Origin of the sequence: Citrobacter sp. TBCS-15 (assembly GCF_005280815.1) — a bacterium.
Taxonomy (GTDB): Bacteria; Pseudomonadota; Gammaproteobacteria; order Enterobacterales; family Enterobacteriaceae; genus Citrobacter; species Citrobacter werkmanii.
Genome location: NZ_SZWK01000313.1, coordinates 60797 through 85812, shown reverse-complemented (window position 1 = coordinate 85812; position 25016 = coordinate 60797). Strand labels below are relative to the sequence as shown.

The following is a 25016-nucleotide window of genomic DNA, read 5'->3' as shown; positions in this document are numbered from 1 at the left end:
GATGTACGACCTGGCGCGGATTATAAAGAGCATCCCGGCAATTGACTATTGATGAAGGTAACATTTCTTTAAAATAAGATGAGTTTTAGCAACAAATAGTCAGCAACTGGTCTACTGCAACGAAAATCTCACCGTCGCCACCTGTCCGGCGTCATCCATCACTAGCAGTTGGTAATCCCCTTTGACCGTCAGACGTAGCGTCAGGTGACGCCCGCGCTCGTCCAGACGTTGTCCGTTAAGAAACCACCAGCGATCGCCTGTTCCACCGCTGGTTTGCACCGGCAATGAAGCCTCTGGAGAACCAGGTAAACGCTTCACAATCGCGCCATCGCGCAGACCTGTCAACTGCAACGGTAACGCGGGATCCTGCCCCAACGGCGGACATGTGGCAGAAACAGGCGGTAATCTTGCCCCACGGCGCTCTGATTCCGGCAGCCATGGCTCCAGCGGCAACGGCCATACGATAAGCGTCTGTTCGCGCGCCTGTGGGCAATCCGCCGCCACGCGTTTGCCCTCGCCGTCCAGCCAGACAGGGAAACGAATGCCGTTAACGCCTTCCTGCTCGGGTAATAACAGCGTTGGCGGCTGACTGCCTTCCAATAACCAGGTTGCCAGACGGCGGCGACAGTTGCTGTCTCCAGCCGCAAGAGATTGCCCGCCCGGCCAACATACCACGCCGCGGCTAACGGATTCAGGACGAGGATCTTCCGGCTGATTCGTCCCGCGAGAGAGCAGAAGATTGTTGACCTGATTGAGCAGCGGTACGGCGCTGGCAAAGCCAAACTGCCCCACCACCGGCGTACCGTCGGGCCTGCCGGTCCAGATGCCAATCACATAACGGGCGTTAATCCCAATCGCCCACGCATCGCGATAGCCATAGCTGGTGCCCGTTTTCCACGCCAGCGGAACCACTCTGCTCAGTGCGTTATCCGGTAGCGGTTGTGCTTCGTCAGCCATAATCCGGCGAATAATCCACGCCGCACCAGCCGACATCAGCGGGCGCTCCAGTAGCGGGTCTGACGGCTGCAGGCGCAGTTTACCCGCCTTCCCGTGGCGGGCAAAGGCGCTATAAGCCGCCGCCATATCATCAAGCCTTGCCCCCGCACCGCCCAAAATCAGCGACAGATTCGGCGCAGCCCCTGCAGGCAGATATAACGGTAAACCGACGTTACGTAACGATGCGGCAAAACGCTTCGGACCATAGGCTTCCAGTACCTGGACCGCGGGTAAATTCAGTGAACGTACCAGCGCCTCACTCATGCTTACCGGTCCGTGAAAACCACTGTCAAAATTCCCCGGTCGATAATCACCGGTTCGCCGTGGTACATCCTGCAACAACGAAGCGGGATGAATTAATCCGTCATCCAGCGCCAGACCATAGATAAACGGCTTCAGCACCGATCCCGGTGAGCGGATCGCATTCACCATATCCACATGACCAAAGCGGGAGTCATCATTCATATCAACTGACCCCACCCAGCCACGCACGCTCATATCGGTATGATCGACCACAATCATCGCCAGCGAACTACGCGCCGGTAACCGCCCTTTCCAGTTTTGCGCCAGTTCTTCAAGTTGCCGCTGCAACCCGGCGTCAAGGGTTGTCACGATTTTGTCGCTGCGGCTTTTTCCCAGCATCATGCGCGAAAATAACGGCGCTAACTGCGGCATCTGCCTGGGAGCCAGCCAGACCGGCTCTTCGCGTGACTCCTGCACCTGTTTTGCGGGCCAAATGCCCTGAATTGCCATACGTTCGAGCACTTTATTACGCGCCGCTTCAGCGCGGTCCGGCCAACGGTCCGGACGCAGACGACTCGGCGCCTGTGGCAGCACAGCCAGCAGTGCGGCGTCGGAGTAGCTCAGTTGTGCAGGCGATTTGCCAAGATAGGCCCAGCTTGCTGCGCCCACACCTTGCAACGTGCCGCCAAACGGCGCACGGTTAAGATACAGCGTCAGAATGTCGCGCTTGGACAGATGCCATTCCAGCTGCAAAGCGCGCCAGAGCTGGCGAAACTTGCCGCCAAAGGTGCGTGGGTGGGGGTCGAGTAAACGTGCCACCTGCATGGTGAGCGTACTGCCGCCCGAAACAACACGCCCTGAGGAGAGGTCCTGCCATGCGGCGCGCAGCACTGAAAATGGATTGACGCCAGGATGTTTCCAGAACCAGCGGTCTTCGTAGTTGATTAAGGCCTCAAGGTAGCGGGGTGATACCTCATCAATCGTCACCGGATAACGCCAGATACCGTCCGCGTCGGCGAAGCGCCAGAGAGGCGTACCATCGTACGCCACCACGACACGTGCGGGATCCACCTCGTGAAGCGGCAGTGGCCAGATTTTATCTGCCGCCCAAATTGCCGTCACCAACACTAGCGCAACGACTGCCAGCCAGAGCCAGCAGCCGCGTTTACCCAACCTGCGCATCATTTACGGTCTGACAATCAAAAGCCCCTCTGCCGCACCGGTTGCCCGCCACTGTGGAACATACATTGATTCCACCTGTGGGACGGGAACCTGATACGTCCCCGGCGTTACTGCCCGCGCCAGGTACATCAGCGTAACCGGCTGTCCTTCATTGACCGCCACCGCAGCAACAAAGCGATCGTCTCGGAACTCAATATGCTGGATATCCGCCTGCTGCATCTGATTGAGCAGATTCGCCACTTCGCTACCGCTATCCTGCAGGCTGGCGCTGCCGTTGGCCAGATTTTGGTTTTCCAGCTCCAGTCCGGCAGGCAGTAAGTCGACGACCAACGCATCCGGCACGTTCTGGCTGGCTTTCACTTCCAACCAGACCAGCACCAGCTCGCCGCTGCGCAGAGAATCCAGTGATTTGCTGCTCCCGTCGAGTCCCAGGATCTGACGTTCAATATGCAGGACGTTGCTGGCAGGCGTAGGTGATGTTTGCGGATACCCGTTGACATCCAGACGCAGCCACAGCGGCAGATTACCGGTATTCGTGACGCTCAACGTGGACAGCTCGTCGGCATCCAGATTCCTGGTTTGCGATTTCTCACCTGCTAACGGCTGTTCAGAGAGTGATGTTTGCGCCTGCCACGTGCCTGGTAAATCCTGTAGCGTACGTGCGGCAAGGAACAACGCATTATTTTCCTGAGTAGAAAGCCAGCGCTGACCAAAGGCCTGTTCTGACAAGGTATTCAGTAACGTGTTCTGCTCTTCAGGTTTGAGCTTGTTCTCTTCCAGCAAGGCCAGCATCAGCGCGTTGTCGCGTAGCTGACTGCCGTAATCCGCCATCCACTGCTGTGCATCGCGACGCGGAGTATTCAGCGCCAACGTAAGCGCCTGTTCACTACGATTAGCATCGCCCATGTTTTTCAGCGCGATCCCCAGTTGCAACAGCGGTAAACCAGAAGCCGCCTGAGCGCGGCGCTCCCAGATTTCACGCAGTGCGCCAAGCGGGGCTTTTTGCTGACGAGCCAGCACCAGCGCGGCGTAGGCCTGTACAGCAAACCGGCTTGCAGACGAGTCATCAGTATAACGAATCGACATCATCCCCGGATCCTGCAAATAACGCAGCAGCCGCTCATTACCCCGGTTAATCACCTCAACTGGGACGCTGTAGCCTTGTTCGTTCGCACGGACGAGGAAATCCATTACATACGCGGTCAGCCAGTACTCTTCTGATCCGTTCTTATCCCACAGCGCAAAACCGCCGTTATCGCGCTGCATTTGCAGTAAACGGGAGATGCCAATCTCTACTGCCGCACGGCGTTTTTCATCACTGTCGCCCGCGATACCTAACGCCTTCAGTTGCGCGGCATTGGTGTATAAGGAGGGGAACAACCCGCTCGCCGTTTGCTCAAGGCAACCGTAAGGGTAAGCTTTCAGTTCACGGATGTAGCGCGCCAGATTCAGCGGCGGCTTACCGCTGAAAAGCAGTTGCCCCTGCATCGTCACAGGAGAGAAATTAGCCAACTCTTCGCCTGGCAGCTGCCAGGTTGCCCCCGGCTGGAGCGCAACGCCATTATTGACGGTTTGCGCAGGGAACGCCGGGCGCACGCCAATCTTCCACTGTTTTTGCTGCACAGGCAGCGTTTCCCCTGGCAGGGACAGACCGCTAATCTGCGCCTGAATGTCGCCCTCGCCAAAGCCTTCCCGCGCGCGCACCGGAATAAACAGCGTAGTCCGTACGCCTGGCGCCAGATTCACAGGCGTAGGATCTTGCCCTATCAGTTCCAGTAAACCACTGGCCGCGAGCTTAATATTCAGCGTCTGCGGTTTATCGGTCAGGTTGGTCACGTCCAGCGTCAGGCGCGAAGTATCTCCCCCGGCCAAAAAGCGCGGCATGTTCAGTTCAGCAATCACCGGCGCGGCGACAATCACTTTGCTTTCGCTGCTGCCAAAGTCATCCGCCGTCCAGGCCTGCGCCATGACCCGCAGCTCGCCGTTGAAATCACCAATCGGTAACGTCACCGTACCTTCGCCCTGCTCGTTAAGCGTGACCGGCAACGCCTGTTGCGCCACGATATTGACGTGATTGACCGGAGGCTTACCGCCACGCTTTAACTCATCGCCATCGCCACCAAAGCGCAGCGCCGCCAGACGACCTTGCCCTTCGATAACCTGACCGTAAATATCATAAATATCCGCGCCATAGCGTTTTTGCCCGAAAAACGCCTGCCATGGGTCGGGCGTGACGTAATCAGTGATGTTCAACACCCCGCTATCAACGGCAGAGACCAGTACGTTAACCTGCTTTGGCACGTCGCCATTTTTAACGCTGGCTTTAATCTTGACGGTTAACGGCTGATTTGGACGTATTTTCGCCGGACTTTCCAGCGCCAGTCCCAGACGACGATTTTCATCGCCCAACGGTAAATGCAGCAACCCAACCGCCCGTTTTGGCGTCGCCGAACGGGATTTGTCGCCAGGACGAACCACCAGCGCACTGAGATACAAATCGTGGCGATTCCAGGTTTTATCGACCGGAATAGTGAGATCCAGGCCATTCGCAGGCACGTCTATTTCTTGCCACCACAGCGGTCCTTCGCTGGACTCCACCATCGCATAACCTTTGCCAGCCGCGGGGGCGGCAATATGCAGCTTCATGGTATCGCCAAGACGATAGCCGGGTTTATCCAGTTTCAGGGTTACACGATCGGGACGAACAGAGCCACTGCCGTCGCTATTATCCTGCCAGCTATAACCGGCCCAGAAGCGCACGCTGCTCACCGCATCATTCGGCGCTTTTACTTCCAGACGATAGGCGCCCCACTCAACCGGGAAGCTCACTTTACCGGTTTCATCGGCCTTAAGATCCAGCGTCTGCTCACCTTCGATCAGATCTTTTTGATCAAACTGTGATTGCCAGCCCTCGCCTTCAGTCCAGTTCCAGTAATAATCACGACGTTCCCGGATCAAACGCACCTGCAAGCCGGACACCGCTTTTTTATCGCCTTTTGCATCGGCATAAACGATATCGAAAGCGGCATTGCTGTCTTCATCGACGATAGGCTGGTTCACCGTGGTGTCAGTGCGATAATCATAAACGGCTTTCGCCGCAAACTGTGGTCGAATCCCCGGCAGCGTATCCGCAGGCCAGATGGCTTGTTCAACCCGACGCGTCACCGGGCGGCCACCCGACTCCAGCAGGCTGGCTTGCAACACCACCTGTAACGGGGAGTGCGTCTCCTGCCACTGGCTGGCGGTGGTCACTTCGCCACGACCGTGATCGTCCAGCGTGAGCTGAACTTCATCAAGGCTGCGGGAAAGGTTTTCTTCGGCAATATTACCAAACTGGAACCCTGGCAACGCCTGCACCGCCTCGCGCAATGGCCGCAAGAAAAGCTGCCCTTGCAGCGCGTTGCCGTTGGCGGGCGCGCCGTACAGGTAGTAACCCACCACCGAGAATTTCACTTCATCAGTTGGCGCTACCGGCATTTTGCTGGCGGTGAGATTGAGCGCCATCCGCTCTGGCATAAAATCTTCGACGTGGAAATCCCACATCCGCGTCTGGTTGTCGCCAGTATTGGCGCGAATATGCCACATCCCGGTCGGCGCGCTGCTGTCCAGCGGCCAGCTAAAGCGGTACAGACCGTTCTCCGGCTGGCTGACAACCGAGCGTAAAACCTGTCCGTCGGGCTTAACGACTTCCAGCTTCACCGGCTGGTCGGGCAACGTTTTACCGTCGCTGTCACGTAGTAATCCATTGAGGATCACCGTTTCACCGGGGCGATAGAGATCGCGCGGACCAAACATAAAGAACTGTTTGCTGTATCCCGGCGCGCCGGCAATATCAAACTCAGCCAGATCCAACGCCGGAAGTTTCAGGTCAAGCAGCGTGGTCTGCCCGTCTTTGCGGGCCAGCAATAAGGCAGCTTCTTTATCCGTCTTAAGCTGTACATGACCCTGTGCGTCGCTGGTGGCCTGCGCCAGCGTCTGCCCTTTTTCGTTGAGTAATGTAACTTCAATGCCCTGCTGCGCTGCGCCGTTTTCCAGACTCTGCGTAAAGACATCCAGTTGATTGTGGTAGCGATGCGCCGATACACCAATATCGCTGAGCGTAAACAGCGTCGCGGCATTACTGTAGTTGTATTTTCCGGCCTGATTCATCACCGCGATGTAAACGCCGGCCTGCTGCAACGGTTTGATTTCGCTCAGCGGGAGCAATAGCTTTTCGCGCGTGTTACGCGCAGGGTTGAGATCAAAGCGTCCGGTATAGACCAGTTCCGCCATTTTCAGCAGATTATCGGATTCCCAGTTCGACAACGAATTGCGGTATTCCCACTGGCTGACGAACGCGCCAAGCGACTCTGGCTTCACGCGATAAAAATTCACATCCACACTGTTAACGTTGAGCGCCATCACCGGCAGCCCTTCAATCACTTTTCCCGGCAGTAGCGAACCGCGACTGGCGAAGCCTACGCTCGGCTGGACGTCACGCGTGGTGATGTTTTTTTCATAATCGATGCCAAACGTCGCTTTATTCAGCGCCAGTAAATCACGCTCAATGGTAACCACCAGTTCCCGGTTAGGTTCGAGGTGGCGTAAGCGTAGCTCTTTCAGGTTTGGCGCCAGTTCCCACGCCCCATCGACTTTGCCGCTTTTTTTATCGACAACGTGCACTACACGGGAAAAATCTTGTTCCGGATCGAGGGGAATGGAGAAGGTCAATACGAGCGTTGCTGCGCCGTCGAGTTGGACCTCTGAGGCATCCAACAGCGTCAGCGACTTGCCCTGACTTTGTTGCATCAGCTTTTCTAACTGAGCCTTGTCTTTTGCGGGCGCGGTCTGCGGCGCAGGTGCATCCGGCTTCGCAGCCGTCGTCGATTTTTCGTTATTATTATCGCACCCGACAAGTGCCAGCATCAGCATGCAGGCCGCTACGCGTAAATGTTTCATTGTTCATCCCTGGCCGTAGTGGCCCGTTAGCTACGTAGAACAACTATTATGCGTTAGTTTTCAGGCTGTGGAAGCCAGTAAATGAACAACGTTGTCCTAATTTTCGTGATTAATGTGGATTCGCCTGCCAAATCAGCCTCTTTTACTTGTCGCTTTGCACTAAACGTCCGACAATTTGCCAAAACCTGGTAAAAATGGAGATGCCTATGACCACCGCCTTCTTTGTCGCTGCCGACTGGCTTGCCGAACACATTGACGACCCGGAAATACAAATCCTTGATGCCCGGATGGCACCTCCAGGTCAGGAAGATCGCGATGTTGGCGAGGAGTATCGTGCGGGTCATATTCCTGGCGCCGTTTTTTTTGATATTGAAGCGCTTTCTGACCATACCTCGCCGTTGCCGCACATGATGCCGCGCCCGGAAGCCTTCGCTGTCGCGATGCGCGAATTGGGTGTTCATCAGGATAAACATCTGGTTGTCTACGATGACGGCAACCTTTTTTCCGCCCCCCGCGCATGGTGGATGCTGCGGACTTTTGGCGTTGAGAATGTCTCCATTCTGGCGGGCGGTCTTGCTGGCTGGCAGCGCGATGAGCTAATGCTGCAGGAAGGAAACGAGGAGTTACCCGAAGGCGAATTTAACGCCGCATTTACGCCTGAAGCCGTGGTGCGCGTCACTGATGTGCTGCTGGCCAGTCATGAAAAAACGGCGCAGATCGTCGATGCCCGCCCGGCTGCACGTTTTAATGCCGAAGTTGACGAGCCGCGTCCTGGTCTGAAGCGTGGTCATGTGCCTGGTGCGCTTAACGTACCGTGGACAGAGCTGGTTCGTGACGGCGAACTGAAAACTACCGACGAACTGGATGCTATTTTCTTCAGCCACGGCGTGAGCTTTGACCGCCCCATTATCGCCAGCTGCGGCTCCGGCGTAACGGCTGCCGTGGTGGTACTGGCGCTTGCCACTCTGGATGTTTCGAACGTCGCATTGTATGACGGGGCGTGGAGCGAATGGGGAGCGCGCAACGATTTACCAGTAGAACCGACTGAGGCTAAATAAAATCTGATTTACCCTTCTTTTTCGCCGACAAAAAAACCGCTCAGTTGAGCGGTTTTTTTGTGCCAGTCCGGTTCGCGGCCTTTCTGGCAGGCTGTGTTGCCATAGCAACGCAGGCACATCGTAGTGATTTAATACTCCCTTTTAAGGGAGTAAAAGTCAAGTTAGTTAGCCGAGAAATTATTCACAACGTGAGATATTATTCTCCGTGGCCCTTCGGGACGGCTTTCCTTTACTCAGATAATCCGGTTCTGTTTAAAATCGCGCAGGAAGCCGCCCCAGCGGCGTTCGTAGAACGGTGCGATATGCTCGGTGATAAAGTGGCTGACACCCTTCTCGCCTTTCTTCACCTGGCAAATATCAATCGGTTCATCGCCCGGTAATGTGTCGGTCGCGACGCTGCCCGCAGCATGGATGATCTCTTCAATATCACCGTCAGCTTCAATCCCGATCAACAGGTTTGGCTGAGCTTCCGCACTTTCTTTGATTGAGCAAAGAAACGCACGTTTTACCGGCTTGATGGTTTTAAACAGCGTGGTCAGCGAGTCAATCATCTGCGCTGGCGGTTCAGCGACTTCAGAGAGGATCAGCGATTCCCCCCCTTCCAGAACCTCCTGGGTGCTTAGCGGACTCCCCTCTTCACCGATCAGCAGACTGATTTCACGCGGCATAAACTCTTTGCCGGTCGGCAGTTTCGCGTTGAGAAACAGCGTTTCGCCAAGCGTCATTTCAAACAACGTACGCACCGGCATAACGACAAATGCTTGCTCATCTTCAACCGCCTGCTGCAAAGCCTCAAGGGAAGTAAAGAACGGGATCACGGTTGTGCCGTCTTCTTTTTCCCAGTGCTGCAGATCGAGAGCGCTGTCTTCAACCACCGCCTCGCCTTCTGCAGCAGTACCCGGCACCCAAACGGTGGATTCAAGTAAAGTACGGAAAAATGCCGGTCGATGCGCAGGCTCTGTCGCCGCTTGTTCCAGCAACGTTTCTAATTCATTTTTTGTTTCGGTCATAAGGATCACAAATTGGATGAATACATGTAGGCCGGATAAGCGTCGCGCCATCCGGCAATACAGTCATGAATTATGCGGTCAGCAGATTCGCGATGGTGCGCACACCCAGACCGGTTGCGCCCGCAGACCACTGCTCAACCGGCGCTTTGCGATATGTTGCAGAGCAGTCGATGTGCAGCCAGCCTTGCTGGTAGTTTTCCACAAAATGGGACAGGAAGCCCGCCGCCGTGCTCGCACCCGCCGGGTAGGCCGCGCTACCGGTGTTGTTTAGTTCAGCAAAGTTAGATGGCAGTTGACTACGGTGGAACTCAGCCAACGGTAGACGCCAGAACGGCTCGTTTTCTTGTGCCGCGCTTGCCAGCAGACGGGCAGCCAGCTTGTTGTCAAAGCTGAACAACGCGTGATAATCGTTACCCAGGGCGGTTTTCGCGGCACCGGTCAGCGTAGCTGCATCAATAATCAGCTCCGGTTTCTGCGCGCTGGCGTCGATCAGACCATCCGCCAGCACCAGGCGTCCTTCCGCATCGGTATTCATCACTTCAACTTTTTTGCCGTTGCGATAGTGAATAATATCGCCCAGTTTAAAGGCGTTGCCGCTGATCAGGTTATCCGCGCAGCACAGGTACAGTTTCACACGCTTGTTCAGACCACGGGTAATGGCAAACGCCAGCGCGCCAGTGACCGTTGCCGCACCGCCCATATCGGACTTCATTGAGTCCATAAATGCGCTTTGCTTGATGCTGTAACCGCCGGAGTCAAAGGTAATTCCCTTACCAACCAGGCAAGCATAAACCGGGGCTTCTTTATCACCGGTAGGATTGTAGTCCAGCGCCAGCAGCACCGGAGGACGCTCAGAACCGCGCCCCACGGTATGCAGTCCCATGTAGTTCTGCTCGCGCAGATCTTCACCTTTGGTGATGCGGTAAGAGACGTTATCGCAGGCCACCCCGCACAGCAGGTCGACCGCGCGCTGCGCCAGTTGTTCCGGACCCAGTTCTTCCGCCGGGGCGTTAATGGTATCGCGCACCCAGTCAATAATCTTCAGACGGTTATCCAGCTCTTTGCGCTGTGCTTCGTCCAGGGTAGCCCACTCAACTTTGCGGGTGCCTTTTGGTCCTTTATAGCCCTGCCAGAAAGCCCAGCTGCGTTCGGTATCCCAGCCTTCACCGTCCAGTTGAACGTGTTTAATACCCAGGCCGTCGATTTTACGCGCGGCGCGCTGGATAAGGCCAAGGTCATCTTTTCCGTTCAGGTGCAGGGTAATGCCTTCATTATTAATGCTGTATGTAGCCTTTTCACCCCAGCGGGCATCGGCAGGTTGCGTGGAAAGCGTAATTTTCATGGCTTCTGTCATTTTATTTATCCTTATTTTCGCGCATACAGGAAAACGGGCCACCCGTGGGCAGCCCGTTGACTTATTCGGCTTCGTCCAGCCAGACCAGCAAAATGGCCTCAAGGATTTTTTCGTTCGATGCCTGTGGATCATCATCGAACTCTTCCAGGTCACAGATCCATTGGTGCAGATCGGTGAAACGAACGGTCTTGGGATCAAGATCGGGGAAGGCGTCGTACAGCGCTTCACCGATTTCACGGCTATCGGTCCACTTCAGTCCCATACTACCCTCTGTTAATGCTCACGTGCATGATTGATTGTGTAACGTGGGATTTCGACCACTAAATCGTCCTCGGTTACCCGCGCCTGGCAGCTTAAACGGCTTTCCGGCTCCAGACCCCAGGCTTTATCCAGCATGTCGTCTTCTTCTTCCGTGCTTTCCGGCAAAGAATCAAAACCTTCACGTACGATGCAGTGACAGGTCGTACAGGCACAGGATTTTTCACAGGCGTGTTCAATTTCGATACCGTTACGCAGGGCAACGTCGAGAATGGTTTCGCCGGTCTCAGCTTCCAGAACTGCGCCATCGGGACAGAGATCCTGATGAGGCAAAATAACAATCTTTGGCATATTAAACCTCGTCCACGGAATGGCCTTTCAGCGCGCTACGGACGGATTTGTCCATGCGGCGAGCGGCGAATTCCTGGGTTTGTTTGTCTACGTTTTTAATGGCTTGTTCTATCGCGTCAACATCGTCACCCTGCGCAACCTCGCTCAAGTGCGCGGCGGCGGTGTCGATAGCCTGACGTTCTGCGGCGCTTAACAGCGCGGCATCAGCGTTCAGCGCACCGGATAAACTTTCCAGTACACGTGCCGCTTCGACTTTCTGTTCTGCCAGCATACGGGCTTTGACGTCCTGCTCGGCAAAACTCATCGAATCCTGAATCATGGAGGCGATTTCGCCGTCAGTCAGACCGTAGGACGGTTTAACCTGGATTGAGGACTCAACGCCTGTGGATTTCTCCATGGCGGTGACGCTCAGCAGCCCATCGGCATCCACCTGGAAGGTCACGCGGATATGCGCGCCGCCTGCTGGCAGCGCCGGAATACCGCGCAGCGCAAAACGCGCCAGTGAACGGCAGTCCTGCACCAGCTCACGCTCGCCTTGCATCACGTGGATGGACATTGCGGTCTGGCCGTCTTTAAAGGTGGTAAAGTCCTGCGCACGCGCCACCGGGATAGTGGTATTACGCGGGATCACTTTCTCCACCAGGCCGCCCATGGTTTCCAGTCCCAGGGACAGCGGGATGACGTCCAGCAGTAGCATTTCGCTGTCCGGTTTATTTCCGACCAGAATATCCGCTTGGATTGCCGCACCGATAGCGACCACTTTGTCCGGGTCAATAGAGGTCAGCGGCGTACGGCCAAAAAACTCACCCACGCGTTCACGTACCAGCGGTACGCGCGTTGAACCACCGACCATCACCACTTCCAACACATCCTGCGGCTCAACACCCGCATCTTTCAGCGCGCGACGACAGGCCAGCAACGTACGCTTAACCAGTGCGGAAATAAGTTCATTGAAGGTTTCACGGGTGATTTCACCCTGCCATCCCGCCACGTTAACCGCCACAGAATCGGCGTCGCTGAGCGCAATTTTCGCCGCAATGGCGGCATCCAACAGTTCACGCTGTACGCGGTTGTCGCTACGATCGGTAACTCCCGCCTGCTCGCGAATGTAATCGGCGAGCAGATGGTCAAAATCATCACCGCCGAGTGCGGAATCACCGCCGGTCGCCAGCACTTCGAACACGCCGCGGCTCAGGCGCAGAATAGAAATATCAAAGGTACCGCCGCCAAGGTCATAGACCGCGATCACGCCTTCCTGACCGGAGTCCAGGCCATAAGCAATCGCCGCAGCGGTCGGCTCATTCAGCAGACGTAATACGTGCAGGCCAGCCAGACGCGCGGCGTCTTTGGTCCCCTGACGCTGCGCATCGTCAAAATATGCCGGAACGGTGATCACGACGCCGTCCAGTTCACCGGACAGCGATTCGGTTGCCCGCGCGGCCAGCGCTTTCAGAATGTCAGCGGATACGCGCACCGGATTAAGTAAACCGGCAGCGGTTTCAATCATCGGCAGGCCGTTTTCACTGGCCTGAAATGTATAAGGCTGATGCGGATAGCGCGCCTGGATATCCGCCAGAGAGCGGCCCATCATGCGTTTTACCGAACTAACGGTATTGGCCGGGTCAAGCGCGGCATTGGCGCGAGCATCGTAACCGACAGAGTATCCCTGCGGCTGATAGTGAACCACTGACGGCAACAGGTGGCGACCTTCGTGATCTGCCAGCGTTTCGGCCTGGCCGCTGCGTACGGTCGCAACCAGGGAGTTGGTGGTGCCTAAATCGATGCCTACCGCCAGACGACGCTGATGCGGCGCGGCGCTCAGACCAGGCTCACTAATTTGTAATAAGGCCATTTTCGCTTCCGGAAATTAAAAATCGAGCAGTTTTTCTTCGAGTTGTTCTGCACTGCTTCGCAGTTTATCGAGAAAACGCAGCTTACGCACGGTATCCGCCGCCGCGTCCCACATCTCGTTATCCAGCTGTTCAACCATCAGTTGATGGCGACTTTCAAACATTTTTTTCACGCGCTGGATAAAGCTTTCCAGTCGCGATTCGTCTTTCGCCTGCTCAATCTCGTCAAGCTCTTCCCGCAGCTCCAGTTGCTCCATCAGGAACGCGGTATCACGCACCGTGTGCTGCTCATTGCGAATATCAAAGCCGTGTAAAGACAATAAGTATTCGGCGCGCATCAAGGGATGACGCAGCGTTTGCCAGGCCTGGTTAATGGTGGCGGACTGCGAAACCGCAGCAAGTTGCTCCGCCTGAGAACCGCTGGCGAATTTATCAGGATGATACTGACGTTGGAGATCCTGAAAACGGATCGTCAGAGCCTGGAGATCAATAGGATATTGAGCGGGTAATCCGAAGAGAGTGAAGTAATCCATAACTATCTCAGGGGTAGCCTGTTAGAACAAACCCCACACGTAAAATCATGCGTGTGGGGTTATCGGTGAGCGCGTTATACGTGGAAGCTTTCGCCGCATCCACATTCGTCTTTCACGTTCGGGTTAGTGAACTTAAACCCTTCGTTCAGACCTTCTTTGACGAAGTCTAACTGCGTACCGTCGAGAAATTGCAGGCTCTTCCCGTCGACCACAACTTTAACGCCTTTGTCTTCAAACACGGTATCTTCAGCCGCCGGCTCGTCAACAAATTCCAGTACATAGGCCATACCTGAGCAGCCGGAGGTTCTCACGCCCAGACGCAGACCAAACCCTTTACCGCGGTTTGCCAGGAAGGTATTTACACGCGCTGCTGCACTGTCGCTTAAGGTAATCGACATAATAAAACCTCAACTCTTAATTATTTTGCTTCACGTTTGCTTTTGTAATCCGCAATCGCGGCTTTAATCGCGTCTTCAGCCAGGATAGAGCAGTGAATTTTCACCGGTGGCAGTTCAAGCTCGTCGGCGATATCGGTGTTTTTAATCGCCTGTGCTTCGTCCAGTGATTTCCCTTTTACCCATTCGGTAACCAGAGAACTGGAGGCAATAGCGGAACCGCAGCCGTAAGTTTTGAAACGCGCGTCTTCAATGATACCCTCATTGTTGACTTTGATCTGCAACTTCATCACGTCGCCACAGGCTGGTGCACCGACCATGCCGCTACCCACGTTCTCATCGCTGTTGTCAAAAGAGCCCACGTTACGTGGATTCTCGTAATGATCGATAACTTTTTCGCTGTAAGCCATGTTGAATTCTCCTTATCGGTGCCGAATTAGTGATGTGACCATTCAATACTGTTCAAATCCACGCCCTGTTTGAACATTTCCCACAGTGGAGAAAGGTCGCGCAGACGGCCAATGGAGTTGCGAACCAGATTGATGGCATAGTCAATCTCTTCTTCGGTAGTGAAACGACCTAAAGAGAAACGAATTGAGCTGTGTGCCAGCTCGTCGGTCATACCCAGCGCGCGCAGCACGTAGGATGGCTCCAGGCTTGCTGAAGTACATGCAGAACCGGAGGATACCGCCAGGTCTTTCAGCGCCATAATCAGCGACTCGCCTTCAACAAAGTTGAAGCTGACGTTGAGAATGTTCGGCGCGCCCTGTTCGAGATCGCCGTTCAGATACACTTCTTCCATGTCCTTCACGCCGTTCCACAGACGGTTACGCAGGCTGCGCAGACGCGCCATCTCGGTTTCCATCTCTTCTTTAGCGATACGGTACGCTTCACCCATGCCCACGATCTGGTGAACAGGCAAAGTACCGGAACGCATGCCGCGCTCGTGACCACCGCCGTGCATCTGCGCTTCAATACGAATACGCGGTTTACGACGCACGTACAGCGCGCCAATACCTTTCGGGCCATAGATTTTGTGGCCGGAGAAGGACATCAGGTCAACTTTCAGCTGGCTCAGGTCGATCGGCAGTTTGCCCACGCTCTGAGTGGCGTCAACGTGATAGATGATGCCGCGCGCACGGCACATTTCGCCGATAGTCGCGATATCCTGCACCACGCCGATTTCGTTGTTCACGTGCATGATGGACACGAGGATGGTGTCGTCACGCATTGCCGCTTCAAGTTCTTTAAGATCGATGATGCCGTTACGCTGCGGGGCGAGGTAGGTAACTTCGAACCCTTCGCGCTCCAGCTGACGACAGGTATCCAGCACGGCTTTGTGTTCGGTTTTGCTGGTGATGATGTGCTTGCCTTTTTTCTGATAAAAGTTGGCTGCACCTTTAATCGCCAGGTTATCGGATTCAGTCGCACCGGAAGTAAATACGATTTCACGCGGGTCAGCGCCCACGAGGTCGGCAATCTGGTTACGGGCGATATCTACCGCCTCTTCAGCCTGCCAGCCAAAACGGTGTGAACGGGAAGCTGGGTTACCAAAGTTTCCGTCCAGGGTCAGACACTGCATCATTTTCTCGGCAACACGCGGGTCCACCGGCGTGGTTGCGGAGTAATCGAGATAGATCGGTAATTTCATTGCTCTATAAACTCCGTACATCGCTTCAATGCAAGGAACCAGGCAACCGGCTGGATGTACGACCGAGTTAACGGGGCGTCGAACACCCCGGCCTGATTCTAATATCTTATTATCTTTGCCCTAAATAGTTCGTGTTGCAGCAAGGCGGCAAACTTGAGAGTGCCCAGGAGCTTACATCAAGTAAGTGACTGGGGCGAGCAAGTGCGGCCAACGCAGTTGCGGCACGAAATATAACGGGCAAATTATGCGCGCAACTTAACGTCGATCGCGTCTTGAGCACGATTAGTGCGTGGAGCGTCATGCGTGTGCTGGCGACCAGACACATCCAGGACTTCCTGATTATTCACCAGTTCGCCCAACGTAATGTTGTTGAGGAAACCGGTCAGACGATCGCTCAGATCGCGCCACAGCGCGTGGGTCAGGCATTTATCGCCGCCCTGACAACCGCCTTTGCCCTGGCAACGGGTCGCATCTACAGACTCGTCGACAGCGCTAATGACTTCACCTACTGCGATGCTCCCGGCATCTTTACCCAGCAGATACCCGCCGCCAGGTCCACGTACGCTTGAAACCAGACCGTTTTTACGCAAACGGGAAAACAGCTGCTCCAGATATGACAGGGAAATTCCCTGACGTTCAGAAATATCAGCCAACGGTACCGGGCCCGTTTCGGAGTTGAGCGCAACGTCCAACATTGCGGTCACGGCGTAACGCCCTTTTGATGTCAGTCTCATGTCTTACTTAGCCTCAAACTCGCCCCTGCCCGGGGTTTTTTATTGTAAAATGGGGGTATTGCATAGCAGGGGCAAGTCTGACATTCCCGACTAAATCAGTCAACTATTTACTTGACTAATTTAGTCAGGTATTTAACCTTCAGTGCCGTTTTCACTTGCAGGAGGCGTTTCGCTTACTTGCCTTTATTCTGCTGTTCAATCGACGCCAAAATTCCGCGCAAAATGTTCAGCTCCTGACTCTCAGGACGCGCACGCGTAAACAGACGACGCAGCTTGTTCATCACTTGTCCCGGATGGCCTTCGCGAATAAATCCGGTCGACAGCAGCGTTTGTTCCAGATGACCGTAAAAACGCTCTAAATCATCCACCAGCGGATACTCAGCTTCTTCGTATTCGACGGTCTTATCACCTTCCTGCGTCGCCAGCCAGGCCATGCGGACTTCATAAGAGATAACCTGCACCGCCATCGCCAGGTTGAGCGAACTGTATTCCGGGTTCGCGGCAATGGCGACGTGGTAATGGCATTTTTGCAGTTCTTCGTTGGTCAGGCCAACGCGTTCACGGCCAAATACCAGCGCCACCGGCGTATTCGCCGCTTCAGAGACGCTTTTTAAGCCGCATTCGCGCGGGTCCAGCATCGGCCACGGCAACGTACGGGAACGCGCGCTGGTGCCTACTACCAGACTACAACCCGCCAGCGCTTCATCGAGGGTATCGACGATCTGCGCGCTGCCAATCACATCGCTGGCGCCTGCCGCCAGGGCGATGGCCTGCGAGTCCGGTTTGACCAGTGGATTAACCAGCCACAGATTGGTTAAACCCATGGTTTTCATTGCGCGGGCCACAGAGCCCATGTTGCCAGTGTGAGAGGTTTCCACCAGCACAATTCGAATATTTTGCAGCATTGTATTTCTTCGGCTAAAGATTATTCGGGCATATTATCATAAAACGAAGACATATTCCGAACTCGCTGCTATACTCTGCGCCGTTTTCCCGTTCTTTAACATCCAGTGAGAGAGACCGATGCATCCGATGCTGACCATCGCCGTGCGCGCAGCGCGCAAGGCGGGTAATGTAATTGCCAAACACTACGAAACCCCAGACTCTGTAGAAACCAGCCAGAAAGGCAGCAATGATTTCGTGACTAACGTCGATAAAGCCGCCGAAGCGATTATTATCGAAACGATTCGCAAATCTTACCCACAGCACACCATCATCACCGAAGAAAGCGGTGAACATGTTGGTGAAGATTTGGATGTTCAATGGGTTATCGATCCACTGGATGGCACTACCAACTTCGTAAAACGTCTGCCGCACTTCGCGGTATCTATCGCAGTACGCATTAAAGGCCGTACTGAAGTTGCCGTTGTTTACGATCCAATGCGTAATGAACTGTTCACCGCAACCCGCGGCCAAGGCGCTCAGCTTAACGGTTACCGTCTGCGTGGCAGCACGGCTCGCGATCTGGACGGCACCATCATTGCCACCGGCTTCCCGTTCAAAGCGAAACAGCACGCTGCTTCTTACATGAAAATCCTTGGCAACATGTTTACCGAATGCGCTGACTTCCGCCGCACCGGCTCTGCCGCGCTGGATCTGGCCTACGTTGCCGCAGCCCGCGTTGACGGTTATTTCGAAATTGGTCTGCGCCCGTGGGATTTCGCCGCAGGTGAGCTGATTGCTCGTGAAGCCGGCGCACTGGTTTGCGACTTCACCGGCGGCCATAACTACATGGCAACCGGCAACATCGTTGCAGGTAACCCGCGCGTAGTGAAAGCCATGCTGGCTAACATGCGTGATGAACTGAGCGACGCGCTGAAGCGTTAATCTGCTGTGGTGCCGGATGCGACGCTTTCGCGTCTTATCCGGCCTACAATTCCTGCCGCTCACTAATCTAAAACGGTCTTAATCCCCTACCTACCGGCACCGCGCTCATCCACATCACCACCGCCGCCGCAATCAATATCGCCCCACCGGCTAATGCCAGCGTTGTCCAGCCAATCTGTCGCCACAGCACCGGCGCTTTATGCCCGCTAAGTCTTACCGCCAGCGAGCGGAAACTGTGTACCAATAAAGCCAGTGACGTAATCGTCAAAGAAGTTCCCGCCGCCATCGCCAGCGCCGAGGCCATGCCCCAGCTAAAGACGCCAATCACTTTACTGAACAGCAGCACCATGATAGCCCCGGAGCATGGGCGCATCCCCATAGACAGAATAATCATCAACCGGGCGCGCCAGTCATCACCGCTTTGCAACTGTTCCGGCTGCGGTAAATGCTGATGCCCGCAGCCACAGCCGTCGTGATGCACATGGTGCGGTGTGAAAGCGGTAAACGTTGGCCGTTTTAGCAATGAGCGCAGTTTTTTCAGCGCCCGCCAGCACAGCAGCAGGCCCAACACGCCTACCAGCACATAGCTCCCTCTTTCCAGCCAGAAGCTGCTCATATGCAGCTGCCGCGCAGGTAACTGCAAGACGGTGAGCACGATAACGACCAGACCAATCGCGACCAGTCCTTGTAATAAAGACGACGCCAGCGTCAGGCCGATACTTGATTTGAGTTTTGACGGGTGCGTCGCAAGCCAGGTAGTAATCACCACTTTTCCATGACCCGGCCCCAGTGCATGCAGGACGCCATAGAGAAAACTAAACAGTAGCAGCGATCCCCCTGCCTGGGTCGGACTGGCAGCAACCGCTTTCAGCAATCCGCTCATCTGTTGGTTTACTTCGCGCTGCCAGACGATGCTTTTCATCATCACCTGCGGCCAGGCCTGCCATAGCCACAGTATGCCGCCTGCCGCCAGCAGGAAAAATAGTGCCAGCGGCCACAGCGTAAGCCAGCGGCGTCCGGCGGGGCGTGGCTGATAAATTACTGACATTGCAGCGTTACCGTTTGTGCGAACTGTTTACCCAACTCCATATCCTCCGGCGGGGCGTCTTCTTTATCCAGCGACTGGGCAAAGCTCAGCGTTTGTTCATTCGGCGTCGGGGTATGGACAGTGAGTCGGCATTGCTGGCTAATGGCCTGCCCCAGCATAGCGTCGCTGTCCTGGTCATAGCTCATATCAACGTAGTAGGTCGGATCGAAGGTTGAAATGGTATATTTTTGACCACTCAGCGGCTGCGGTTCAGCTAATGGTAAAACGAACGTTAGCACCGCCTGATGTTCCTCCCGTTCCATGCCGTATTCCGTCGGCCTGTTTTTAAACTTTACCTTTTGCCCGTCATGCCACACTTCGGTGAAATAATGCTGCCCAAGCACATTCGCCATCACTTCCGCCGCCAGTTTTTTCCAGATCTCCGAGCCAGGTTTGGCATTCCCCGCATCGTAAAGCAGATCAGCCGAGGTGATTTCATCCATCGTCCAGCGCATTTTCAGCGCCACGAACTGATTATTCTCGCTCACGATCTCAGTTTTCAAATGGATAAAGCTATGGGGATGAGCGCCTGCGTCAAAAGACAGGACAGCAAGAAACAACGTGACAATGATGCGTTTAACGCGCTGCATGGCTTCTCCACGATAAAAATCCAGGCTGCCAGAAATAATGGTATGTTTGGCGAAAGAGTGCTGAGGATATCATTGAACGAAAAAATGTTGAGCACCCTTTTCCGGTATCGATTCAGTTCTCAATTTCGAGATTTCTTTTTCCAGCAACACCCGTCTAAATCCCTTCTCGCCACCACAATTTACGCAAAATGATAATTAATTGTTAATTTATGGTTTCATTTTAATAATCCATTAACAATAACTTTGCTGTCATGGATATAAAACCCCTTTAATTTAACCAATTTTTAACCATTACTTTTCCATAAATTCACAATACTGGGCATAGATCACATTCATGAAACTCATGATTCATTCCCTCTTCCATTCGTAGTTAACTTCACCCCGTGACATGTCCTGCCCCCTACGAAAGGTACAACTATGAAATTCAAACTCGCATTACTCAGTGCAACCCTGGTTTCTGCATGCATGTTGTCCGGCACGTCCTTTGCGGCGGAAAAATATGAAATTGCTGTGGTTGCCAAAGTCACCGGGATCCCATGGTTTAACCGCATGGAAACCGGCGTGAATGAAGCAGCAAAAAAATTGGATGTGAATGCTTACCAGACCGGGCCTTCCACGCCAGATCCGGCTCAGCAGGTGAAAGTCATTGAGGATCTGATCGCCAAAAATGTTAACGCAATCATCGTGGTGCCGAATGATGCCAAGGTCCTTGAGCCGGTGCTGAAAAAAGCGCGCGACAAAGGCATCGTGGTGCTGACGCACGAATCCCCGGACGAGCAGATTGGCCAGTGGGATATTGAAACCATCGACAGTGAAAAATATGCGCAGGCTAACGTCGATGAATTAGCAAAAAACATGGGCGGCAAAGGCGGGTATGCCATCTATGTCGGTTCGCTGACGGTCCCACTTCATAACGCGTGGGCAGATTATGCAATTAAGTACCAGAAAGAAAAATATCCGGAGATGTTCGAGGTCACTTCACGTCTGCCGGTCGCGGAAAGCATCGATAAATCCTACGCCACCACGCTGGACCTGATGAAAACCTATCCGCAGATGAAGGGCATTATCGGCTTTGGCTCGCTGGGTCCTATCGGTGCGGGTCAGGCGGTACAGAAAAAACGCGCCAAAGATAAAATCGCCGTCGTCGGGATCGCCATGCCAGCACAGGCTGCACCTTACCTGATGCGCGGTGATATTAAGAAAGCGCTGCTGTGGGATCCAAAAGACGCGGGCTATGCGCTGGTAACGGTGGCCGATCAGCTGTTGCAGGGTAAAGAAGTGAACGCTGATCTGAGTATCGATGGTTTAGGGAAAGCCGATATCGACACGGAGAAGAAAGTGATCCGCTTTAACAAGATCCTCGAAGTCACCAAAGACAACGCACAATCACTCGGTTTCTAAGGCTTTAGCCGACACCAGGGAACCTTAACGCCGACCGTCTGGTCGGCGCTATCAACCAAACTAACACTTAGCGTCCATGCGGACGTGCGCAGGGGTATTGTCCATGACAGACACCACCGCATTTATCACTCTTGAGAATATCAGCAAACAATTCCCGGGCGTGCTGGCGCTGGATAACGTGAATATGACGCTGAGAAAAGGCGAAGTTCACTGTCTGGCGGGTCAAAACGGCTGTGGTAAAAGCACCATTATTAAAGTGATCTCTGGAGTGTATCATCCGGAAAAAGGCGCGCAGATTTTACTCGATGGCAAATTATTCCATCACCTGACGCCGCAGCTTTCTTCCCATTATGGTATTCAGGTTATTTATCAGGACCTGTCGTTATTCCCTAACTTTAGCGTCGCTGAAAATATCGCGGTCAACCGCTATCTGCCCGGTGGCGATATCTGGGTGCGCCGTGGCGCGATGAAACAGCAGGCGCTGGCCGCTATGAAACGCATCGGCGTGAACATCGATCCCGATAAAAAAGTCGAAAAACTGTCGATTGCCGACCGGCAACTGGTCGCCATTTGCCGGGCTATTGCCGCCGATGCGCGTCTGGTGATTATGGATGAACCCACCGCTTCGTTAACCCGCCAGGAGGTCAATGGCCTGCTACGGGTCGTCAACGAACTGAAAGCGGCCGGGATTTGCGTGGTGTTTGTCAGCCACCGTCTGGATGAAGTGATGGAAGTGGCGGACCGTATCAGCGTGATGCGCGACGGCAAACTGGTGGGGACTTACCCGGCCAGCGAACTCGACAGTCACGAACTGGCCTTCCTGATGACCGGACAACGCTTCCACTACAGCCCGCTGCCGGAAAGACCTGCTATTGAGCAAGAGCCGCTGCTCGAGCTGCGCAACCTCAGCCGCCGGGGGAAATACCAGAACATCAATTTATCGCTACATAGCGGTGAGATTGTCTCCATTGTCGGTCTGCTGGGTGCCGGTCGCACCGAGCTTTGCCTCAGTTTGTTCGGCATGACCCAGCCGGAAAGCGGCGAAATGCGCATTAACGGCCAGCCGGTTACTCTGCGCAATAATCATGACGCCATCAAACACGGGATCGGCTATGTCTCAGAAGATCGCCTGACGCAGGGGCTGATCATGGAGCAGTCGATCTATGACAACACCATCGTCACGGTGTTTGACCAACTGCATACCAGCAGCGGTCTGCTCGATCATCGTAAAGCGCAAAAGCTGGTCGCCGATTTGATCCGCGAGTTGAACATTAAAGTCTCCGATCCGCATCTGCCGGTCAAAACGCTCTCCGGCGGTAATGCCCAACGCATTGCCATTGCCAAATGGGTGGCAACCCATCCGCGCATCTTAATCCTCGACTCCCCTACCGTCGGCGTGGATATCGCCAACAAAGAGGGGATTTACCAGATAGCCCGCGATCTGGCGGAACAGGGAATGGCGGTGCTGATGATTTGCGATGAAATCCCGGAAGCGTATTACAACAGTCATCGTGTGCTGGTGATGCGCCGCGGCAAGCTGGTAGCGGAATTTAATCCTCATCACTGCCGTGAAGAGGAGATTGCTGAAGTGGTCGAGGTAATCAATGAATAGTCTGCGTCTCTCCCGTTTAATCGGGCAACATGAATTCTGGCTGGGCCTGCTGGTCGTGGCGCTCGCCGTCGGACTGAGCGTCAGTACCGATGAGTTCCTGTCGCTGGGCAACCTCACAGATGTCGCCACCAGCTACGCGATTCTCGGCATTCTCGCCTGCGGGCTGTTTGTGGTGCTGATTTCCGGCGGGATCGACATCTCATTTCCAGCGATGACCGCGATTGCCCAGTATGCGATGGCCAGTTGGGTGATCGCTCACGGCGGCAACTTCGTACTGGCTTTAACCATCGCAATGGCGGTAGGTCTGCTGCTTGGGCTGATTAATGGCTTCCTGGTCTACTGGCTGCGCGTTCCGGCGATCATCATTACCATCGCCACGCTGAACGTCTACTACGGCCTGCTGGTTTATGCCACCAAGGGTACCTGGCTGTACGGCTTCCCGGACTGGTTTATGAACGGTATCAACTGGTTGTCGTTCACCGCGACAGACGGCTACGACTACGGTTTAACCCTGCCCCTGCTGTGCCTGGCTGCGGTGATCATCTTTACCGCCGTACTGATGAACTATACCCGTCTTGGCCGTCAGGTTTACGCCATGGGCGGCAACCGCGACGCGGCCTCGCGCCTGGGGCTGAATCTGCTGAAGCTGCATTTCTACGTCTATGGCTATATGGGCATTCTGGCAGGTGTTGCCGCCGTGGTTCAGGCGCAAATCACCCAGTCTGTTGCCCCCAATTCACTGCTCGGCTTTGAGCTGACGGTGCTGGCGGCGGTCGTTCTCGGCGGCACCAGCATGAGCGGCGGGCGCGGTACGTTAACCGGAACGCTACTGGGTGTTGTGCTGCTGGCGTTCTTGCAAAATGGTCTGACGCTGCTGAGCGTCTCCTCTTACTGGCACACCGTGTTCAGCGGCGCCATTATCCTGGTCAGCATTAGCGCCACGGCCTGGAACGAAAAACGTAAACTGGCAAGGGAGCTTTGAGATGAAAACAATCGCCAGATTTTTACCCGGTGATGCCATCATTCGTCTGCAATGCGTCATTATTGTGGTCGTCGCCCTGGTCTTCTCGGCCCTGCTCGGCAGCCGTTTTTTCAGCGTCGCTAACTTCCAGTCGATCGGCTCGCAGTTGCCAATCCTCGGCATGCTGGCCCTCGGGATGGGCATGACCATGCTGACCGGCGGCATTAACCTGTCGATTATTGCCGGTGCGAACGCCTGCTCGCTAGTGATGGCGGCGATTATCGTCACCCACCCGGATAACCCGCTGTTTCTGGTGCTGGCATTGGTTGCTGGCGCAGCGGTGGCGGTGGCTATCGGCACGCTCAACGGCGCTTTAATTGCCTGGGTCGGCGTCTCGCCTATTCTCGCCACCCTCGGCACGATGACGCTGATCTCCGGGCTGAATATTTTGCTTTCCAACGGGACGGTGATTTCAGGTTTCCCGACTGCCATTCAGTATCTTGGCAACGCCACAATTGGCGGTATTCCGGTGGCGCTGCTGCTCTTTTTCCTCGTGGCAATCCTGCTGTGGGTGCTGCTGGAGCACACCACGCTTGGGCGCAGCCTGTATCTCGTCGGCTCCAATGAGCAGGCTACCCGCTACAGCGGCGTGAATACCGTACGGGTACAAATTTCGGTGTACGTTATTTCAGCCCTGCTCGGCTGGGTCGCCGCCATTCTGATGATGGCAAAATTCAACTCGGCCAAAGCCGGATACGGTGAATCCTACCTGCTGGTCACCATCCTTGCCTCTGTGCTCGGCGGCATTAACCCGGATGGCGGCTTCGGACGCATTATCGGCCTGGTACTGGCGCTGATTGTGCTGCAAATGCTGGAAAGCGGCCTTAACTTGCTGGGGGTCAGCAGCTATCTGACGATGGCGCTGTGGGGCGCGGTGCTGATCCTCTTTATCGCATTACAGAATCGTAAAGCCTGATTTCAGGAG

General features: G+C 54.8%; 21 protein-coding genes. 6 read left to right on the top strand and 15 right to left on the bottom strand.

The features are described from left to right. Positions 1-111 precede the first annotated feature (111 nt). The gene (gene pbpC, locus FDW96_RS23160; protein WP_137366377.1) at positions 112-2424 is read right to left on the bottom strand and encodes a peptidoglycan glycosyltransferase PbpC; all 2313 of its coding nucleotides are present in this window, start codon (positions 2422-2424) and stop codon (positions 112-114) included. Next, positions 2425-7359, bottom strand: coding sequence for an alpha-2-macroglobulin (locus FDW96_RS23155; RefSeq protein ID WP_137366376.1), 4935 nt, complete (start codon positions 7357-7359; stop codon positions 2425-2427). A 206-nt stretch (positions 7360-7565) separates the two neighbouring features. Here FDW96_RS23155 and sseA point away from each other — a divergent pair, with 206 nt between their 5' ends. After that, a complete protein-coding gene (gene sseA, locus FDW96_RS23150; RefSeq protein WP_042306741.1) occupies positions 7566-8417 on the top strand; it encodes a 3-mercaptopyruvate sulfurtransferase in 852 nt (283 codons plus the stop codon). A gap of 233 nt (positions 8418-8650) precedes the next feature. On the opposite strand, the gene sseB is transcribed toward sseA, so the two are convergent. The 11 genes from sseB to trmJ form a co-directional block, all read right to left on the bottom strand. Then, positions 8651-9427, bottom strand: a complete 777-nt coding sequence (gene sseB / locus FDW96_RS23145) for an enhanced serine sensitivity protein SseB (RefSeq protein ID WP_042307197.1) — start codon at positions 9425-9427, stop codon at positions 8651-8653. Positions 9428-9497: 70 nt separating this feature from the next. Next, positions 9498-10781: an aminopeptidase PepB gene (gene pepB / locus FDW96_RS23140; RefSeq protein WP_137366375.1), complete on the bottom strand. Its 1284-nt coding sequence runs from the start codon at positions 10779-10781 to the stop codon at positions 9498-9500. Positions 10782-10842: 61 nt separating this feature from the next. After that, a complete protein-coding gene (gene iscX, locus FDW96_RS23135) occupies positions 10843-11043 on the bottom strand; it encodes a Fe-S cluster assembly protein IscX (protein WP_003037694.1) in 201 nt (66 codons plus the stop codon). Between the two features lie 11 nt (positions 11044-11054). Next, positions 11055-11390: an ISC system 2Fe-2S type ferredoxin gene (gene fdx, locus FDW96_RS23130; protein WP_003037690.1), complete on the bottom strand. Its 336-nt coding sequence runs from the start codon at positions 11388-11390 to the stop codon at positions 11055-11057. 1 nt (position 11391) lies between these two features. After that, positions 11392-13242, bottom strand: a complete 1851-nt coding sequence (gene hscA, locus FDW96_RS23125) for a Fe-S protein assembly chaperone HscA (protein WP_042306737.1) — start codon at positions 13240-13242, stop codon at positions 11392-11394. 15 nt (positions 13243-13257) lie between these two features. Then, entirely contained in the window at positions 13258-13773 is a 516-nt protein-coding gene (gene hscB / locus FDW96_RS23120) for a co-chaperone HscB (protein ID WP_042306735.1), read from the bottom strand. A 74-nt stretch (positions 13774-13847) separates the two neighbouring features. Further along, complete coding sequence (gene iscA / locus FDW96_RS23115; RefSeq protein ID WP_003037681.1) at positions 13848-14171, bottom strand: iron-sulfur cluster assembly protein IscA; 324 nt, start codon at positions 14169-14171, stop codon at positions 13848-13850. A 20-nt stretch (positions 14172-14191) separates the two neighbouring features. Then, positions 14192-14578 (bottom strand): Fe-S cluster assembly scaffold IscU, encoded by a 387-nt coding sequence (gene iscU / locus FDW96_RS23110; protein ID WP_002913991.1) that lies wholly within the window; start codon positions 14576-14578, stop codon positions 14192-14194. Positions 14579-14604: 26 nt separating this feature from the next. After that, positions 14605-15819 (bottom strand): cysteine desulfurase, encoded by a 1215-nt coding sequence (gene iscS / locus FDW96_RS23105; protein WP_003835233.1) that lies wholly within the window; start codon positions 15817-15819, stop codon positions 14605-14607. Positions 15820-16061: 242 nt separating this feature from the next. Then, positions 16062-16553, bottom strand: a complete 492-nt coding sequence (gene iscR / locus FDW96_RS23100; RefSeq protein ID WP_003037674.1) for a Fe-S cluster assembly transcriptional regulator IscR — start codon at positions 16551-16553, stop codon at positions 16062-16064. 173 nt (positions 16554-16726) lie between these two features. Next, a complete protein-coding gene (gene trmJ / locus FDW96_RS23095; protein WP_042306733.1) occupies positions 16727-17458 on the bottom strand; it encodes a tRNA (cytosine(32)/uridine(32)-2'-O)-methyltransferase TrmJ in 732 nt (243 codons plus the stop codon). Positions 17459-17576: 118 nt separating this feature from the next. On the opposite strand from trmJ, the gene suhB reads away from it, so the two are divergent. Next, entirely contained in the window at positions 17577-18380 is an 804-nt protein-coding gene (gene suhB, locus FDW96_RS23090) for an inositol-1-monophosphatase (RefSeq protein WP_003835237.1), read from the top strand. A 67-nt stretch (positions 18381-18447) separates the two neighbouring features. Here suhB and FDW96_RS23085 read toward each other — a convergent pair whose 3' ends face one another. Together FDW96_RS23085 and FDW96_RS23080 are read right to left on the bottom strand one after the other, a co-directional pair. Then, on the bottom strand, positions 18448-19428 hold the full coding sequence (locus FDW96_RS23085) for a nickel/cobalt transporter (RefSeq protein ID WP_042306731.1): 981 nt from the start codon (positions 19426-19428) through the stop codon (positions 18448-18450). After that, the gene (locus tag FDW96_RS23080) at positions 19419-20057 is read right to left on the bottom strand and encodes a DUF1007 family protein (protein WP_042306729.1); all 639 of its coding nucleotides are present in this window, start codon (positions 20055-20057) and stop codon (positions 19419-19421) included. Before FDW96_RS23080 ends, FDW96_RS23085 begins: the two co-directional genes overlap by 10 nt. Before the next feature lie 417 nt (positions 20058-20474). On the opposite strand from FDW96_RS23080, the gene FDW96_RS23075 reads away from it, so the two are divergent. From FDW96_RS23075 to FDW96_RS23060, 4 genes are all read left to right on the top strand, one after another. Next, positions 20475-21458, top strand: coding sequence for an autoinducer 2 ABC transporter substrate-binding protein (locus FDW96_RS23075; RefSeq protein ID WP_003037665.1), 984 nt, complete (start codon positions 20475-20477; stop codon positions 21456-21458). Positions 21459-21561: 103 nt separating this feature from the next. Further along, positions 21562-23070 carry a sugar ABC transporter ATP-binding protein gene (locus FDW96_RS23070; RefSeq protein ID WP_042306726.1) on the top strand — a complete coding sequence of 503 codons (1509 nt, stop codon included), beginning with the start codon at positions 21562-21564 and terminating at the stop codon, positions 23068-23070. Further along, the gene (locus FDW96_RS23065) at positions 23063-24052 is read left to right on the top strand and encodes an ABC transporter permease (RefSeq protein WP_042306725.1); all 990 of its coding nucleotides are present in this window, start codon (positions 23063-23065) and stop codon (positions 24050-24052) included. Before FDW96_RS23070 ends, FDW96_RS23065 begins: the two co-directional genes overlap by 8 nt. Before the next feature lies 1 nt (position 24053). Continuing rightward, positions 24054-25007 (top strand): ABC transporter permease, encoded by a 954-nt coding sequence (locus FDW96_RS23060; protein ID WP_061382195.1) that lies wholly within the window; start codon positions 24054-24056, stop codon positions 25005-25007. Positions 25008-25016 lie beyond the last annotated feature (9 nt).

Excerpts from the sequence above, each read along its gene's own strand:
- pbpC (WP_137366377.1), bottom strand. The coding sequence starts at position 2,424 with ATGATGCGCAGGTTGGGTAAACGCGGCTGCTGGCTCTGGCTGGCAGTC.
- FDW96_RS23155 (WP_137366376.1), bottom strand. The coding sequence starts at position 7,359 with ATGAAACATTTACGCGTAGCGGCCTGCATGCTGATGCTGGCACTTGTC.
- sseA (WP_042306741.1), top strand. The coding sequence starts at position 7,566 with ATGACCACCGCCTTCTTTGTCGCTGCCGACTGGCTTGCCGAACACATT.
- sseB (WP_042307197.1), bottom strand. The coding sequence starts at position 9,427 with ATGACCGAAACAAAAAATGAATTAGAAACGTTGCTGGAACAAGCGGCG.
- pepB (WP_137366375.1), bottom strand. The coding sequence starts at position 10,781 with ATGACAGAAGCCATGAAAATTACGCTTTCCACGCAACCTGCCGATGCC.
- iscX (WP_003037694.1), bottom strand. The coding sequence starts at position 11,043 with ATGGGACTGAAGTGGACCGATAGCCGTGAAATCGGTGAAGCGCTGTAC.
- fdx (WP_003037690.1), bottom strand. The coding sequence starts at position 11,390 with ATGCCAAAGATTGTTATTTTGCCTCATCAGGATCTCTGTCCCGATGGC.
- hscA (WP_042306737.1), bottom strand. The coding sequence starts at position 13,242 with ATGGCCTTATTACAAATTAGTGAGCCTGGTCTGAGCGCCGCGCCGCAT.
- hscB (WP_042306735.1), bottom strand. The coding sequence starts at position 13,773 with ATGGATTACTTCACTCTCTTCGGATTACCCGCTCAATATCCTATTGAT.
- iscA (WP_003037681.1), bottom strand. The coding sequence starts at position 14,171 with ATGTCGATTACCTTAAGCGACAGTGCAGCAGCGCGTGTAAATACCTTC.
- iscU (WP_002913991.1), bottom strand. The coding sequence starts at position 14,578 with ATGGCTTACAGCGAAAAAGTTATCGATCATTACGAGAATCCACGTAAC.
- iscS (WP_003835233.1), bottom strand. The coding sequence starts at position 15,819 with ATGAAATTACCGATCTATCTCGATTACTCCGCAACCACGCCGGTGGAC.
- iscR (WP_003037674.1), bottom strand. The coding sequence starts at position 16,553 with ATGAGACTGACATCAAAAGGGCGTTACGCCGTGACCGCAATGTTGGAC.
- trmJ (WP_042306733.1), bottom strand. The coding sequence starts at position 17,458 with ATGCTGCAAAATATTCGAATTGTGCTGGTGGAAACCTCTCACACTGGC.
- suhB (WP_003835237.1), top strand. The coding sequence starts at position 17,577 with ATGCATCCGATGCTGACCATCGCCGTGCGCGCAGCGCGCAAGGCGGGT.
- FDW96_RS23085 (WP_042306731.1), bottom strand. The coding sequence starts at position 19,428 with ATGTCAGTAATTTATCAGCCACGCCCCGCCGGACGCCGCTGGCTTACG.
- FDW96_RS23080 (WP_042306729.1), bottom strand. The coding sequence starts at position 20,057 with ATGCAGCGCGTTAAACGCATCATTGTCACGTTGTTTCTTGCTGTCCTG.
- FDW96_RS23075 (WP_003037665.1), top strand. The coding sequence starts at position 20,475 with ATGAAATTCAAACTCGCATTACTCAGTGCAACCCTGGTTTCTGCATGC.
- FDW96_RS23070 (WP_042306726.1), top strand. The coding sequence starts at position 21,562 with ATGACAGACACCACCGCATTTATCACTCTTGAGAATATCAGCAAACAA.
- FDW96_RS23065 (WP_042306725.1), top strand. The coding sequence starts at position 23,063 with ATGAATAGTCTGCGTCTCTCCCGTTTAATCGGGCAACATGAATTCTGG.
- FDW96_RS23060 (WP_061382195.1), top strand. The coding sequence starts at position 24,054 with ATGAAAACAATCGCCAGATTTTTACCCGGTGATGCCATCATTCGTCTG.